Raw genomic sequence first — 15151 nt, forward strand, 5'->3', positions numbered from 1 at the left:
CACCACCGAGCAGGAGGCACCCTTGCCCCCGATCCGCCTGATCTCGTTCGGCTACCTACACCTGTCCACCGGCCCGGACGCCAGCCCGTCCCGCCCGTCGCCGACCGGATCGAGGACGTTCGCGACCGCCTCCGCGCCCCGGCCGCCGCCCGCCACATCCTCGACCTCGACGGCCTCAACCCCCGCGTCCAGGATGTCGTCCTGGACACCCCCGGAGCCCGCGAACTCATCGCCAGCCTCGCCGACTACGCCAACCCGCCCGCCGGACCCGCCGCATCGCCATCGGCTGTGCAGAAGGCCGGCACCGAGTCGTTGACCGCACTGCCGGAGGACATGCCGGGCCGGAGCACGTCCCCCACCTGGCCTAGTCGTTGGACACTGCGCATCCGAACGACGAGGGTCCGCGACGGAGTTGAACGAGTAGACCCGTGAAGGCCGGGCCGTCCAGCTCCCGCGATGGGGGAGGGTGGCCGCGGACCCAGGCGCGGTGCCCTGGCTCGTCTTCGATGAAGACGGCAAGGCCGTACAACCGGTCCGCAGGTTCCTGATCGACTTCATCGCCCGGGAAGACCGGACCGGTAGTGTGCGCAGCCACTCCTATGACCTGCTGCACTGGTGGCAGTGGCTGCGGGTCGTCGATGTGCAGTGCAACCGTGCAACCTCGGCGCAAGTCGGGGACTTCGTGCTGTGGCTCGGGGCAGGAGCACTTCTCGCGTTTGTGATCAAGCCTCGGACAGCCCGCCTCGTGACAGCCCGAGGCTGGTGAGGCGGGCTGCGACACGGTGGTGCGCCGGGTGTCCGACCGTACCCGGCGCACCAGGTCATGTCGGGGTTAGGTGCAGGTCAGTGTGGGATTGCCCCAGTCGCCGTGGTCGTTGCCGTTGCCGTCGCCGCCGTCTCCCACGGACAGGTCGAGGACCTGCCCGTCGGTGACGGGAACGTCGATGGTGACGGGCGTTGACTTGCCGTTCAGGACGGGGGTGGTGGTGAGGACCTTGCCGTCGAGGAGGACGGAGAAGGTGACGGTGCCGTTGTCGCCGTTGTCGACGCCCACGGTGGCGGTGAACTTGCTGCACTGCCCGGCGAGGTAGACCAGTACGTCGCTGGGCGAGTTGGTGCCCAGACCCTTGGCGTAGACGGTGCCGCCGAGCTTGAGTGGCTTGCCGTCGTTGGCCGCGGTGTCGCCGACGCTCTGGTCGCGTTCGACCGGGCCCCATCCGTTGCTGGCGGACAGGAACGGCAGGTCGCTGACCTGATCGGCCCCGGCCGGCGGCGGGGGCGGGGCGGTGGCGACGATCCGTTGGTCGGTGGCGGTGGCGGAGTGGTGGCGCTGGGTGAATGTGGCGGTTGCCTTCAGCACGTTGGTCTTCGCCATGTCGGTGGGGGTGGTGACGTCCCAGCTGAACGTCACGGAGCTGCCGGGGGTTACCTTCTGCGCGCCGGTGGGTGTGGGCTTCGGGGTGACCGTCCAGCCGCCTGGCGCGGTGAGCTTCGCCGTCACGCCGGTGGCTGTGGAGGCGTTGGCGGGCACCTGGAAGGTCGCGGTGGCGGTGAAGGTCTTTCCGGCGCCGGACGATCCGGGCACCTTGAGGGCGACCGTCGCGTCCTGTGCGGCGGCCGGCATGGCGTACTGCGTCTTGTCGTAGCGGGGGCTGTCGTTCTGGGTGACCTTGAGTGAGGATGCGTAGCTTCCGTAGTTGGTCAGCGCGACCTTGCCGAGGCCGCCGGTGGAGCCGTCCAGGTTCCATACGGCGATGGCGATCCGGTTGTTCCCGTTGGGGTTCAGGATGCCGTTGGGGACGGGGAAACTGTTCTGCGGGCCGAGGTAGTTGACGTAGTTGCCCATGTGCCAGCCGTTGACATAGATCTCGGCGCGGTACTTGCGGGACGGGTCGTCGGTGATGGTCAGGCCCAGCGAGGTGTCCTGTCCCTTGGGCAGGTCGAGGGCGAGGTCGGTGGTGTACCAGGAGACGCCGGAGGTGTGGTCGGTGGCGGGCAGGGTGGTCGGGGTCCAGTTGTCGGTGGGGTAACCCGGCAGCATCCAGCCTGCGCGCTCGCCGTACAGGCCGCCGGTGGCCAGCGGGCCGCGCACGGTGTCGACGGGGGTCTCACCGCCGCGGACTCCCTGCAGCCGCCAGGTGATGGTGTTCATCGGGGCGCCGGTCAGCATGGCGCCGGTCAGGCCGCGGGCGGCCTTGTTGCCGTTGGACTCGTCGTAGTCCTCCTCGTGGCCCATGTTCACGGTGAGGACGGAGATCACGTTGTCGGCGCCGTTCTTGACCAGCGCGTTGGGGAAGTCGTAGGTCTTCTGCCCGTCGGTGGTGGAGCTGCCCAGGAAGGTGCCGTTGAGCCAGACCGAGGAGGCCGCGGCCTTGCCGCCGCTCTGTGTGCCCAGGGTGATGCCGGTCTCCTTGCCGGTGCCGGTGAACCGGCCGCGGTACCAGGTGCTGCCGGTGTGGAAGCCGTAGTCGTCGGCGAACAGCACGGGCAGGCTGCCTGGCTGTGTGGTGCTGTGGGTGGTGGTCTTGTCGGCGACCTGCCAGGAGGAGTCGTTGAAGCCGGGCTGCGCCTCGGGGGATTCCTGGGTGTGCTTCCAGCCGGTCAGCGCCGGCAGGGATATGGCTGCCGCGGTGGGGACGGTGCCGGTGAGGCTGCCGTTCGCCGAGCCCTTCGTGTGGACCGACTTGCCGTTCCAGGTCACGGAGTCGGCGTCGGCGAAGACCTCAAGTGAACCGTCGGTGTCGACGTCGCCGGTCAGGTTCAGCGTCGAATGGGAGTAGGCCGCGCCGCGCAGCAGGTGGGTGCCGCGGACCAGCACCGGACCCTGTGGGGTGTCCTGGCGCCAGAAGGTCTTGGCGGTCGGCGTGTCGGCGAGCAGCAAGGTCAGCGGGTGACTGGCGCCGGTGATGCTGACGCGGGTCAGGCCGTCGTGCTTGTAGTTCAGGCGCAGGTCGCCGGTGGCCGGGTCCCAGGTGGTGTCGACGGTTCCGCCGGTGGTGGTGACGGTCGGCTTGGACTTGTAGTGCAGGTCCGTCTCGCCGTCTGTGCCCTTGGCGCCGTAGAGCACGGCGATGTCGCGTCCGCCGATGGTGGCGTTGGTCATGATCTGGGAGGTGGAGTACTGGAGCTGGTTGCCGCCCAGGTCGTAGTTCGCGACGATGATCGCCGACTCGCGGCCGTTGAGGGTGAGGGCGGTGCCAGGCTGCTGTGGGACGGTGTAGACGGGCGCGGTCGCAGCGGCGCCGGTGGCGACGTCGATGGCGTCGACCGACACGAACGTGTCCGAAGCGGCGGCGTTCTTGGTGCCGGTCACCACGAGCTTCAGGGTGTGCGGTCCATCGGTGAGGTTGCTCACCTGGTAGGCGGTGTACTGGTTCTGCTTGGACGCGCCGTAGGTGTCGACGGTCTTGACCTTGGTGCCGTCGAGGTATACATCGGCGGTGCCGTGGTTCTTGTCGAGGCTGCTGATCCATTTCACGCCGGTGCCGGTGAAGGGCACGGTCACGCTGTCCCCGGCGGTGTTCGAGAACGACTCGGTGTGCTTGTAGTCGCCGTCGGTGTAGCTCTGCTCCGCTCCGACGTGCGACCAGGAGCCCGAGTAGGAGAGCACGGGGTCGGGGTCGTCGTAGGTGTACCCGGCGTGGGCGCCCAGGTCGATCGTCGCGTGGGCGCTGTCGCTGGTGGTGGCGGTGGAGTTGGCGTGCCGCAGAACGTGGAACTGGGTGCTGGTGTCGGGGTTGATACGCGCAGTGTCGACGATCTTCGGGTTGTCGATGGGCGCTGCGGCCAGTGAGTCGGTCTTGGTGAGCGGCGCGACGGCCTGGGTGAAGTAGCCGATCAGCTTGTCCTGGTCGAACTTCGGGTCGAGCTGCCGGTTCTCACGGATGGCGGAGCCGTAGTCGTAGGAGGTGTAGTTCTCGGGCATGCCCAGCCAGCCCCAGTTGGTGCCGCCGTAGGTCATGTAGAAGTTCTGCGACGTCGCGCCGACCGCGATGTTCTGCTTGTAGAACACATCGGCGAACTGGTCGTTGATCAGCTGCGCGCACTTGTCGTAGCCCGGGCCGCCCCACGGGTCGAAGGCGCCGCCCTGGAACTCGGCGGTTACCAGCGGCTTGCCGGGCACGTGGTCGTAGCTGATGTCGGGAACGCCGTTCCACTTGGTGGGGTTGGAGCAGTTGAAGCCCTGCGGGTAGGAGTCGGCGCCATCCACGTCGAGAGCCGCGTCACCGGAGTTGAAGGTGCCGTTGTTGTTGCCGACCAGCGGCACGGTGATGCCGTCGTCCTTCGCCTGCTTTTCCAGCTGGCCCATGTACGCACGGCCGGCCGCAGTGCCGTGGTAGTACTCGTTCTCCACCTGGTACTCGATCACCGAGCCGGTGCCGTTGGTCAGCTGGTGGCGCTTGATGATGCGGTCGATCTGCGTCTGCCACTCGGCGCTGTACTTCATGTACTCCGGGTCGGAGGTGCGGGTGTTGCCCGCTCGCGAGGACAGCCAGCCGGGGAAGCCGCCGCCGTCGACCTCGGCGTTGATGTACGGACCCGGCCGGGCGATCACATAGATGCCCAGGTCGTTGGCCATGTCCAACAGCTTGTCCACATCGCGTACACCAGTGAAGTCGTACACGCCGGGCGCAGGGGAGTGGTAGCCCCAGTCGAAGTACAGCGACACGGCGTTGAAGCCCGCCGCCTTCATCTTCTGCAGGGTGTCGAGCCAGAGATCCTGGCTGGGCAGCCGGAAGGAGTGGAACTCTCCCGACCACAGGTACGTCCGCTTCCCGTCGATCAGGAACGAGTAGCCGTCGTACGTCACCGTATGTGTCGTGGGCGAGGCTGCGGCAGACGCGGATGACGTAGAAGTGGCGCCCACCGCGGGGTACACACCGACGGCCATCCAACACACCAGGGCAATGGCCGTAGCGATCGCCAAACGACCTCGCGCTGCCCGGCGACCCGGGCCATGAACATTCATCTCGCGCCTCCACGGAAGATCGATCATCAACCGCCGAATGCAACCGAAACACATCAAGATCGGTGACTTCATTGGTTTGAATTATGTGCGAATCTGTTGGCGTGAGGAGTGTTGCGGGCCGGCCGGTGCCGCGCAAGACCCTGGACGCCGTTCTCTGTATCGCGAGGCGCGGAAGCCGACCGGAGCTACACGTGTTTCGCCGAGCTCTGCGGTTTCCCGGCGATCCGGGCCTTCGCGGTCTACAACCCAGGCCCGCCGCGTCGTGCGACGGGCCAAGTCTTCGTGGCCGAGGCGGGAGTAGAGGTGCTCGACGGTGCGGCTGGGGTCCCGCCAGCCGCTGATCGGCGAGGGCTGCGGGGCCGGGCCGAGGATGTGCAGGATGCCGCGCTCGTGGATGCGGGCCGGACTTCGCATGCGCTGGAGGGTCTCCGCCCCGGGGAGGCGCAGACTTCGGCGAACGCCGTGAGGGTCCTTTCCCTGAGCGTGTGGGCGCCGGATGCCGCGCGCTGGAGGGTGACGCGGGAGATGCCGCCGGCGCGCGGCGCGAACTGCCCGAAGGCTCGCCCGGCCGCGTCCAGGAGTTCGCGGAGCATGAGCGCGATGTGCTCCTGGCAGGGGTTGTCGGTGCTGATGGGGTTCCTCTTGCGACCCATGGTCGCCGCCTCCCCGTTTCGGGCGGGAGCGGGCAGTCGCCGGGGGAGGCGTGCCCACACCCTCGGCCGGATTCGGCGGCGTGGGCGTACGCGTACGCCGCCCCCTCGTGGACTCAGTCGCCCACCTCGACCGTCGCCGAACGGCCGGGCGCGAGCGTCACCGTGACATAGGTGTAGGTCACGCCGTTCACCACCTTCGTGCGTGCCTTGCGAGGCGCGTTGTTGACCTTGACGGACTTGTGGCTCCCCACGAAGCGGGCCTCCCACTTGTACGCGTGCGTTCCGGCGGTGTGCGTGAGCCTCGACGTCGTCGGCCCGTCGTGCCGCAGGGTGAAGGTGCTGTCGCCGATCTTCAGATCCTCGATCTGCATCCAGTCGGTTCCGGAGGGGAGCCGGGACTGGGTCGACAGAGCGTGGTCGGGCGCGTCGGGTGAGACGCCCATCAGGCCCTGGACCGTCTGGCCGACCAAGGTGTACGACACCTCCGGGTAGTCACCGTTCGGGCCCTGCCTCGACACCGGGTGCTGGGTGTTGCGCTGGTCGTAGACGTACTGCATCCACTTCCAGGCCGTGTCGTTGCGGTTGCCCGCGAAGAAGGTGTCCGGCAGGTACGAGATGGCCTCGACGTTGGATGGCTTGCCGCTCCCGCTCGCCTGCTGGTCGATGAAGTCGAGGTAGGCGTCATTGCGAGGGCCTGGCTCGATGATCTGTTTCATCGGCATGAACCAGCTGTTCTCCTTGCCCCAGCCGGTGACCGCCTTGCCGTCCGTGGTGTAGGCGCGGACCATGTCACCGCCCGAACCGGTGCCGCTCCAGGTCGAGTTGAAGTAGCACTTCAGATCCTCTGCCTTGCGGGTGAACGTACGGGCGAGGCTCTTGTCGCCCCGGTTCTTCGCCAGGGCGGCCATGGCCAGGTAGGCCTGGTACTGGGAACCGATGGCGTCACCGGCCTCGGCGAGATGCTCGTCTCCGCCCTCGTCGTAGCTGGCGGCTCCGGCGAAGATGCCCTGGCCCGTGCCCTCGGCGACACCGTTCGGCTTCTTGTCGTCGTGGAGGGAGACGAACTGATCGGTGGTGTGCCGGTAGAAGTTCCAGAGGGTGGTGTCGCGGACGTACGCGCTGTCACCGGTCCATCGGTAGGCCTGGTTGGCCTTCTCCACCAGTTCGAAGCCGGCGGGGACTTCGCGGACGAAGTCGGACGGGCCGTGGTAGTCGATCGACAGGTAGGTCCTGTTGTCGAAGTTCATGGCCCATACGGGGAAGTACATGTGTTCCGCCGTCGACGAGGCCGCGAACGCCTCGAGCATGCTCTTGTTCTCGGCGTCCAGCCCGAGGACGGCCGCGCCCGCCAGCTGGTGGACCATGTCGCGTGAGTAGTAGGCGCTGCGGTGGGCGTAGCCGGCCCAGTAGGACGGACCGTACGTACCGGTTCCGGTCCCTGATGTGTGGCCCTCGTCGACGTTGAGGGGGCCCTCCACACCGGGAAGCTGCACCCAGCTGTTGGCCTTGCGCTTCGCCCAGGCGAACATCTCGACGATCTTGGGGTCGGAGGAGGTCACGACCGGGTCCGCCGGAGCCGCGGGCGAGACCATGACATCGTCGGCGTTGACCCAGCTGCTGCCCGACTCGAAGGCGATCTCCAGTTGGTCACCGGACTCCAGCGGCACCCGGCTCACGGTGTAGCGGGCATATCCGGACCGGCTGGGCAGGTCCACGGATCCGGCCGTCGTGCCGTTGACACGCACGGTGAACCTACCGCCCGGGCCGCCGGTGGCGATCCATGCCGAGAAGTCATAGGTGCCCGCCGCGCCGGCCGTGATCGTCTGCGAGACCTGCCTGCCCGCGCCGGCGTCGAGATAGATCAGCTTCTTGCCGCTGTGGGGCAGGTTGGTGGCGACCCCGGTTCCGGAGCCGAAGGTCCAGCCGGTCTGGTCCTGCTCGAAGCCGGGGTTCGTGACGGTCAGCGCCGCGGGCGCTCCCTCGGCTGGGCTTGCCGGGCTGCTCATGACCAAGGGGGTGAGCGGGGTGAGCATCGCGAGGGCGGCTATGTGGCTCAGACGTCCTGGGCGGGTGGGTCTCATGGCGGCTCCACTCTCCGGTGGGATCGGGGTGCGTGGACGCTAGCAACGGGCATGAAGCCTTGCAATGGTTATGCCAAAAAATGATTGACGTTGCGGCTGAAAACTTTCATTGAAATATTGCAAGTGTGATGCCGGATGGCTAACGTCCTGCTCGTCACCCAGTCCGCTGTGAGAACAGAGGTGGTCCGTCATGAATGTCGATCGTCGCGGTGTCCTGAGAACGGGCGGTGCGCTCGCCCTGGGGGCGGGCGTAGGGAGCCTCACGGCCTGCTCGGGATCGGGGGACGTCGGAGCAGGCACGGGCGCGGCAGGCGACGGCACGAAAGGTGCCGTGACGGTCTGGAGCTGGGCCGGCCCCGCTGCCGAACTGCGCGCCCTGGTCCCCGCGTTCAACAGGATGTACCCAAACGTCAGAGTCGACGTCCATGACATCGGCAACCCCGCCATCTGGGACAAGATCACCACCGGGCTGGCAGCGGGGGGAGCGGGACTCGCGGATGTCCTCCACATCGGCGTCGACTATCTGCCCGGGTACGTCGAGAAGTTCCCGAACGGACTCGCCGACCTGGGCAAACTGGGCGCGGACAAGTACAAGAACGCCTTCGCCCGGGGTCTGTGGCAGACCGTGGCCCCGGACGGCCGCCGCGTCGACGCGCTGCCCTGGGAGGCCAACTCGGCGGGCTTCTACTACCGCACCGACATCTTCGAGAAGGCCGGTGTCGACGTCACCGCCCTCGACACCTGGGACGACGCGATAGAAGCCGGAAAGAAGATCAAGGAGAAGACGGGCACCCACCTCCTCGGCATCGACAAGCCCGCGTCGCAGACGGACGCCGCCAATTTCTTCCAGATGCTGCTCCAGCTGCAGGGCAGCTTCTACTTCAACCACGACGGAGACATCACACTCGACTCACCCGAGGCCGTCCGGGCGATGACGATCATCAAGCGGATGAACGACGCCGGACTCGTGAGTGACCTCTCCGGCGGCTGGAACGCCCTGATCAGCTCCATAAAGAAGGGCACTGCAGCCGTCCTGCCGTGGCCGACCTGGTTCGGGGGCATCATCGAGGAGTCCGTTCCCGACCAGGCCGGAAAGTGGGGCGTGCGACTGCCGCCCGCCGTGCGCCGCGGCGGCACCCACGCCGCCACGGTCAATTCCACCCACCTCGCCGTCTCCGGCAGCAGCAAGCACCAGGCCGCCGCCTGGAACTTCATCGAGTTCGTCCTCACCCGGCCCGCGTCCCAGGTCGCGATCTACAAGAAGAAGGGCATCGCGCCCGCACTGATGAAGGCATACGACGACCCCGTGTTCCACACACCGTCGAAGTTCTTCAGCGGCCAGAAGAAGGGCGAGATCTTCCTCGAAGCCCTCAAGGCCCCCCAGCCGGCGTTCAACTACTCCTCCGACTACGCCCGCGCCCTCAAAGTGGTCACCGATGCCCAGACCAAGGTGCTCCTCAAGGGCGCCGACCCAGCATCGGTCCTGCGCCAGGCCGCCGACCGGCTCGCCGAGCAGACGGGACGCAAGGTCGTCCGATGACCACATCCGTCTCCGTACCCCGCACCACCGGGCGCGCCGACACAGGCCGGAAGAGTCGGCCGGCGCGACTGACCGGGCGCCACCTCGCCCCGTACCTCTTCGTCCTCCCCGCCCTGGTGCTGTTCGCCGCGTTCAAGCTCTATCCCATCGGCTGGTCCTTCGCCCTGAGCCTCTTCAAGACGGTCGAAGGCGTAGACAGGTTCGTCGGGGTGGACAACTACACCCGCCTGATGCACGATCCGTTGTTCTGGACGGCCCTGAAGAACACAGCCGTCATCCTGGCGATCCAGGTCCCCGTCATGCTGGCCCTCGCCACCGCACTGGCCGTCGCCCTCAACTCCACGCTCATGCGCGCACGCGCGGTGTTCCGCCTCGGCTTCTTCATGCCGATGGTCACCGGCCTGGTCGCCTACGGAGTCATCTTCTCCGTTCTCCTCAACGAGCAGTACGGCCTCGTCAACTGGCTGCTGTCCCTCGTAGGCATCGGCAAGGTCCCCTGGCTCACCGACCCGCTCTGGGCGAAGCTCTCCCTCGGCATCGCGCTGACCTGGCACTACACCGGATACAACGCAGTCATCCTGCTCGCCAGACTGCAGACGATCCCCAAGGAGCTGTACGACGCGGCCGCCGTCGACGGCGCCGGTCCCGGCAAGGTCTTCAGACATGTGACACTACCGGGGCTACGGCCCGCGATCCTGCTCACCACCGTGCTGTCCACCATCGGCACCCTGCAGATCTTCGACGAGCCGTACATTCTCACCCGCGGCGGACCGGACAACGCCACGCTCACCATCGGCGTGTACCTGTACCAGAACGCCTTCATGTACTTCGACTTCGGCTACGCCTCGGCCATCGCCTATGTGCTCGCCCTGCTGATCGGTGTCCTCGGACTGATCCAGTTCCGTGTCCTGGGAGACAAAGCATGAAGACCCGTCCGCAGCGGCCTCGCACCGCGACCCAGGCCCGTCACCGCCGCAACAGCATCCTGCTGACCTCCGGGCTCGCCATCCTTCTCGCCGCCGTCGCCATCCCGTTCTACTGGCTGGTCGTCGCCAGCACCCACAGCTCCCGCGAGATCTTCGACTCACCCCCACCGCTGCTGCCCGGCAGCCATCTCACCGAGAACCTGTCCAGCCTCCGGAAGACGGCGGCTTTCGACCGCGTCGTCCTGAACTCGCTGCTCATCGCCGGCATCTACACGCTCTGCGCAGGCGCGGTGTGCACCCTGGCCGGCTACGCCTTCGCCAAGTACCGCTTCAAGGGCCGCGACCCGCTCTTCGGCGTGCTGATGCTGGGCCTGGTCATTCCCGCCCAGGTCACGCTCGTGCCACTGTTCAAGATGATGGCCGAACTACAGTGGCTCAACACCTACCAGGCCGTCATCATGCCGAACCTGGCCCTGCCCTTCGGCATCTTCCTGATGCGCCAGTCGATGAGCTCCCTCCCCGACGAACTGCTCGACTCGGGACGGATGGACGGCTGCGGAGAACTGCGCCTCTTCCTCCAGGTCGTACTGCCTCCCATGAAGCCGGCACTCGCCGCTCTGGGCATCTTCCTCTTCCTCTACCAGTGGAACGACTTCATCTGGCCGCTGATCGTCCTGCGTGACAACACCTCGTTCACCGTTCCGGTGGCGCTCGCCGCACTCCAGGGCGTGAACGACACCGACTACGGGGCGATCCTCACCGGCACCGCCCTCGCCGCCATCCCCATGGCCGTGGTCTTCCTCGTCCTGCAACGCCACTTCGTCTCCGGCCTGCTCGCCGGGGCCGTAAAGGAGTAGACGTGAGCACCCTGTCCTCCGACGCTGTGACCACCGCCGAGCTCGACCCGGCGACGTACGAGCCGCTACTGGATCAGGTGGAGATCGCCGTGCTCGCGTCCGGCGCCGATCCGCAATGGAGCCTGACCGAGCGCTCCGACGGGCTGAGCGTGCTGCACGTCGAGGCAACCGGCGAGCCCGTCGAAATCCGGCTGTCGGTGCCGCTCGGCGACGCGGCCGGGTACTGGCACCCCCAGGCGGGATGGCGGCGCACGCTGCTCGCCGACTGGGAGGGCCGTGCCCGGGTCAGTCTCGTCGACGGGCTCGCCACAGGCTGCCTGTACGACCACACCGGCGCGACCATGCTCGCCTTCTCCGCGGCCGACCCTGTACCGGAAGTCCAGCTGCGATTCGGCGTCTCGGAGGAGAACGACACCTATGTGGTGCACATGACACTTCCCGCCTCGCCCGGACCGCACCGCATCCTGTTCGTACCGCGCAGCGAATCGGTGGCGACGGCGATGAGGGCCCTACGGGGGTGGTACGCGGCCACCACGCCGGCCATGCCCGTTCCCGAGTCCGCCCGCCTGCCCGTCTACTCCACCTGGTACGCCTTCAACCAGCAGGTGGACGCCGAGGCCGTCGAGGCGCAGGCCCGACTGGCGGCACGACTCGGCTGCGGCGTGCTCATCCTCGACGACGGCTGGCAGCGCCTGGGCAGCGGGCGCGGTTACGCCGGCTGCGGCGACTGGCTGCCGGACACGGACAAGTTCCCCGACTTCGCGGGCCATGTCGCCCGGGTCAAGGCCACCGGGTTGCGGTACATGGCGTGGATCGCGCCGCTGCTCCTGGGCCCGGCCGCGGGCTGCTACGCGCAGTGGGCCCCGTCCGCTCCGGCCCCCGCCCGCGCACCCGGCGCGTACGTACTCGACCCCAGGCGGCCGGAAGTGCGCCGCCACATCGTCGAGATGTGCACGGCGCTCGTGCGCGACCACGGACTGGACGGTCTCAAGGTCGACTTCATCGACGAGGCGATGGTCTACGCAGGCGACGGCGGCGGCGACATCGGGCACGCGCTCACCGCACTGCTCACCGACCTGCGTACCGCTCTCGAAACGGTACGCCCCGAATTGCTCCTCGAACTGCGGCAGCCCTACGTCGGCCCCGGCATGGCGGCCTACGGCAACATGCTGCGGTCCTTCGACTGTCCGGCGGACGCCACCGCGAACCGGGTCCGCACCATCGACACCTCACTGCTCGCCGTGGGCGGCACCGTCCACTCGGACATGCTGCTGTGGGATCCATCCGCGCCTTTGGAGGCGGCGGTACGCCAGCTCATCGGCGCGTTCCACTCGGTGCCTCAGTTGTCCGTCCGGCTGGACAGTCTGCCTCCGGAGCAGCTCGACGCGCTCGGCTTCTGGCTGGGACAGTGGCGACGTCTGCGGCCGCAGCTGCTGGACGGGCGCGTCGAGCCGGGCCGCCCCGACGACCTCTACTCCCTGGTGGAGTCATCCGCGGACGGCGTGAGCGTGGTGAGCGTGCACAGCGAGCGCGCCGTATCCCTACGGCCTACAGCGTTCGAGGAAACAGTGCTGGTCAACGCATCCGACGTGGATCGTCTCGTCGTGGATGTACAGGATCCCGGAGCCGTCGTGGACATCGATGTCCACGCCCCGAACGGTCGTATGATCGACCGTGGCCGGATCGATCTGTCACCCGGTCTGCACAGCCTGCCGGTGCCACGGATGGGACTGGCCGTTGTCCGGAGAAGTTCGTGAGCCACCCGACGAAAGGGAGTGCATGAAAGTCGGCATCGTCGAGGTAGCTGCTCTGGCCGGAGTGAGCGAAGCGACCGTCAGCCGCGTCATCAACCGGCGGCAGGGAGTCGCGAAGAAGACACGTGAAGCGGTCGAGAGCGCGATGGCGGAACTGGGCTACGAGCGCCCCGTCCAAGGCCAGTTGGTCGCGGTGATGACCGAGCACGTCTCGAACCCGTTCTTCGCCGATGTCGCCGAACGCATCGAGTCGGCACTCGCCCCACACGGTCTCAAGGCCGTCCTGTGCCCCGCCTTTCCCGGTGGCGTGCAGGAGCGCGAGTTCATCACCTCGATCGTGGACAAGGGCATCGTGGCCGTCATCTTCCTCTCGGTGTCCAACACCCTGGAGGGCGCGGACACCGAGACGTACGAGATGCTCCGCGCACGCGGCATCCCGTACGTCGGCATCAACGGCGAGTTCGCCCCCGAGGTGTCCGCGCCCGTGTTCTCCACGGATGACGCAGTGGCCGCAGAGCTGGCCGTCGACCATCTGTACCGGCTCGGCCACCGTGTCATCGGCATGGCGTCGGGCCCGGTCCGCAACCATCCCGCGGACCGGCGCGTGCGGGGATTCATCGACGCCATGGCACGGCGCGGGATCGAATCGGCGGACAGCCTGGTCATCCGCCAGTCCTACACGGTGGAGGGCGGCCAGGCCGCCGCGGCCGCTCTGCTCAAGCTGGGTGCCACCGCGATCGTCGCAGCCAGCGACTACATGGCCCTCGGCGCGATCCGGGGAGTGCGGCGGCAGGGAAAGTCGGTGCCCGAGGACGTCTCGGTCGTGGGCTACGACGGGACGATGATCACCGAGTTCGTCGACCCGCCCCTGACGACGGTCCGCCAGCCCGCCGACCGCCTCGCCCTGGAGGTCGGCCGCAGCGTACAGGCGCTCGCCGCCGGGCGAGAGGTGCCCCACGGCGAATTGCTCTTCGACCCGGAACTGTTGATCCGGGCTTCGACGGCGCCGGTGCGCAAGGACTGAAGCCCCGCAACCCGCTCTGCCCAGCGCATTCCCCACCGGTGTGATCCCTGTCATGCGGTCACGCGGGGCGGGAGGTGGACCAGGACCTGTCGACGTGGCTGCCGCCGTACGCCGACTGCTGGTGCACGTACGTCACCAGCTGGGTCGCCGACAAAGTGCGCTACCAGCTCACCACCGACCCCGCCGAACGGACCGTACTCGCCGCACGCCTCACCGTCTGCCCCGAACCCCCATCACCCTCCTCGACAGCCAAACAGGGCTGGCCCGCCGCTACGGGGGAAAGCGACGGGCCAGGCCTGCCCTCACGGTCCCACACCTGCCACCCCTGCACAGCAACCCGGCATGGACATGCACCAACAGGGTGCATCGACGCCTCACCGCCTGGCCCTGCTCCCCCACAGCCCGGCCTGTCACCCCCGGGAAGGAGAGCGGGCCACATTCCGTGAATTCCCAGGTCATGATCGGAGCAGGATCCGGGTGCGGAGGAGGTGGAACGATGCTCGCCCGTGCGTGGCTCGCTTGATGGTCTTGATGCGGTTGACGTGGTCCTCGACCATGCCCGAGCTCGACTGGAGGGTGAGGCCGGCGGTGACGGCAGGCGTGATCCATTTGGTGATCTTGCGTGGGCTGGGGATAGCGCCGCGGGCGGGATCGACGGTGCCGGTTCGAAATCCCGCCACGTAGCGGCGCACGGGCAGGTCACTGCCTGGTGGTCGCGTTCCTGGATCTCGCGGTAGAGGGCGATCGGGCTGGTCACCCGGCCGGTGAACCGCTCGGTCAGGTACTCGGTGAAAGGCTCCAGCACGCCCTTGGGACGCCCCATCCGAGCGGAGGCCAGCAGCATGTCGAGGTCCCTGTCGCGGAAGCGGCGGACGGTCTTGCGGTCCAGGTGCAGGCGGCGGGCGATCGCGGAGACGGAGCATCCTTCCCGGAGCAGGCGGTGGATGTCGGAGTACCGGTCGACGGTCCGGACAGCGATCTTCCTGGACGGCAGCGTCGGCGGCGGCAGAGGATTGATGATCTGCCGGGGTGCAGACTCTTTTTTCGACGTCAGCCTGTTTGCGCACGCAGGAACGGTGGTGATGACAGGTCTTCTCGACTGCGGCGGACAAGGTTGTTCAGCAGGTGCCATCGGTCGGCGATCTCTCGGGCGTCGGGCACTGCTTCGCGGATGGCGGTGGAGCAGGCGCTGGCCCGGTCCTCGCGGATGATCTCAGCGCCGGGGTGTTCTTGCAGCCAGGGCGGTGGCTCGGTGTCACAGCCGTCGGGCTCCTGTGCCGGGGTCCCCCGGGCGCCGGGGACCCGCGGGGCCTCTGGCACCGGTGGTGGGGGTGAGGGGGGGGTAGA

Annotated in this window: 9 protein-coding genes and 1 pseudogene; 7 read left to right on the forward strand and 3 right to left on the reverse strand. The window is 67.7% G+C overall.

Annotated features, from left to right (window positions below):
- Positions 1 to 432: pseudogene (locus AB0H32_RS40495) on the forward strand (hypothetical protein); the annotation flags it as partial.
- Positions 433 to 487: 55 nt separating this feature from the next.
- Positions 488 to 766 (forward strand): hypothetical protein, encoded by a 279-nt coding sequence (locus AB0H32_RS40500; RefSeq protein WP_361132046.1) that lies wholly within the window; start codon positions 488 to 490, stop codon positions 764 to 766.
- A gap of 66 nt (positions 767 to 832) precedes the next feature.
- Here the strand turns inward: AB0H32_RS40500 and AB0H32_RS40505 are convergent, their stop codons facing one another.
- Positions 833 to 4810, reverse strand: coding sequence for a beta-galactosidase (locus AB0H32_RS40505; protein ID WP_361132048.1), 3978 nt, complete (start codon positions 4808 to 4810; stop codon positions 833 to 835).
- 925 nt (positions 4811 to 5735) lie between these two features.
- Complete coding sequence (locus AB0H32_RS40510; protein WP_361132051.1) at positions 5736 to 7703, reverse strand: hypothetical protein; 1968 nt, start codon at positions 7701 to 7703, stop codon at positions 5736 to 5738.
- Between the two features lie 190 nt (positions 7704 to 7893).
- Between AB0H32_RS40510 and AB0H32_RS40515 the strand changes: the two genes are divergently transcribed.
- Genes AB0H32_RS40515 through AB0H32_RS40535 form a run of 5 tightly spaced genes read left to right on the forward strand, consistent with a single transcriptional unit; the run spans position 7894 to position 13804 of the window.
- Complete coding sequence (locus AB0H32_RS40515; RefSeq protein WP_361132054.1) at positions 7894 to 9243, forward strand: extracellular solute-binding protein; 1350 nt, start codon at positions 7894 to 7896, stop codon at positions 9241 to 9243.
- The gene (locus AB0H32_RS40520) at positions 9240 to 10169 is read left to right on the forward strand and encodes a sugar ABC transporter permease (protein ID WP_361132057.1); all 930 of its coding nucleotides are present in this window, start codon (positions 9240 to 9242) and stop codon (positions 10167 to 10169) included. Before AB0H32_RS40515 ends, AB0H32_RS40520 begins: the two co-directional genes overlap by 4 nt.
- Positions 10166 to 11026 (forward strand): carbohydrate ABC transporter permease, encoded by an 861-nt coding sequence (locus AB0H32_RS40525; protein WP_361132060.1) that lies wholly within the window; start codon positions 10166 to 10168, stop codon positions 11024 to 11026. Before AB0H32_RS40520 ends, AB0H32_RS40525 begins: the two co-directional genes overlap by 4 nt.
- Positions 11027 to 11028: 2 nt before the next feature.
- A complete protein-coding gene (locus AB0H32_RS40530; protein ID WP_361132063.1) occupies positions 11029 to 12783 on the forward strand; it encodes a glycoside hydrolase family 36 protein in 1755 nt (584 codons plus the stop codon).
- 22 nt (positions 12784 to 12805) lie between these two features.
- Positions 12806 to 13804 (forward strand): LacI family DNA-binding transcriptional regulator, encoded by a 999-nt coding sequence (locus AB0H32_RS40535; RefSeq protein ID WP_361132065.1) that lies wholly within the window; start codon positions 12806 to 12808, stop codon positions 13802 to 13804.
- 455 nt (positions 13805 to 14259) lie between these two features.
- Here AB0H32_RS40535 and AB0H32_RS40540 read toward each other — a convergent pair whose 3' ends face one another.
- The gene (locus AB0H32_RS40540; protein ID WP_361132068.1) at positions 14260 to 14496 is read right to left on the reverse strand and encodes a hypothetical protein; all 237 of its coding nucleotides are present in this window, start codon (positions 14494 to 14496) and stop codon (positions 14260 to 14262) included.
- Between the last annotated feature and the right edge of the window lie 655 nt (positions 14497 to 15151).

The sequence above is a fragment of the Streptomyces sp. NPDC020362 genome, assembly GCF_040642095.1.
Classification (GTDB): Bacteria; Actinomycetota; Actinomycetes; order Streptomycetales; family Streptomycetaceae; genus Streptomyces.

Coding starts and splice junctions, on each gene's coding strand:
- AB0H32_RS40510 (WP_361132051.1), bottom strand. CDS start 7,703: ATGAGACCCACCCGCCCAGGACGTCTGAGCCACATAGCCGCCCTCGCG.
- AB0H32_RS40515 (WP_361132054.1), top strand. CDS start 7,894: ATGAATGTCGATCGTCGCGGTGTCCTGAGAACGGGCGGTGCGCTCGCC.
- AB0H32_RS40520 (WP_361132057.1), top strand. CDS start 9,240: ATGACCACATCCGTCTCCGTACCCCGCACCACCGGGCGCGCCGACACA.
- AB0H32_RS40525 (WP_361132060.1), top strand. CDS start 10,166: ATGAAGACCCGTCCGCAGCGGCCTCGCACCGCGACCCAGGCCCGTCAC.
- AB0H32_RS40535 (WP_361132065.1), top strand. CDS start 12,806: ATGAAAGTCGGCATCGTCGAGGTAGCTGCTCTGGCCGGAGTGAGCGAA.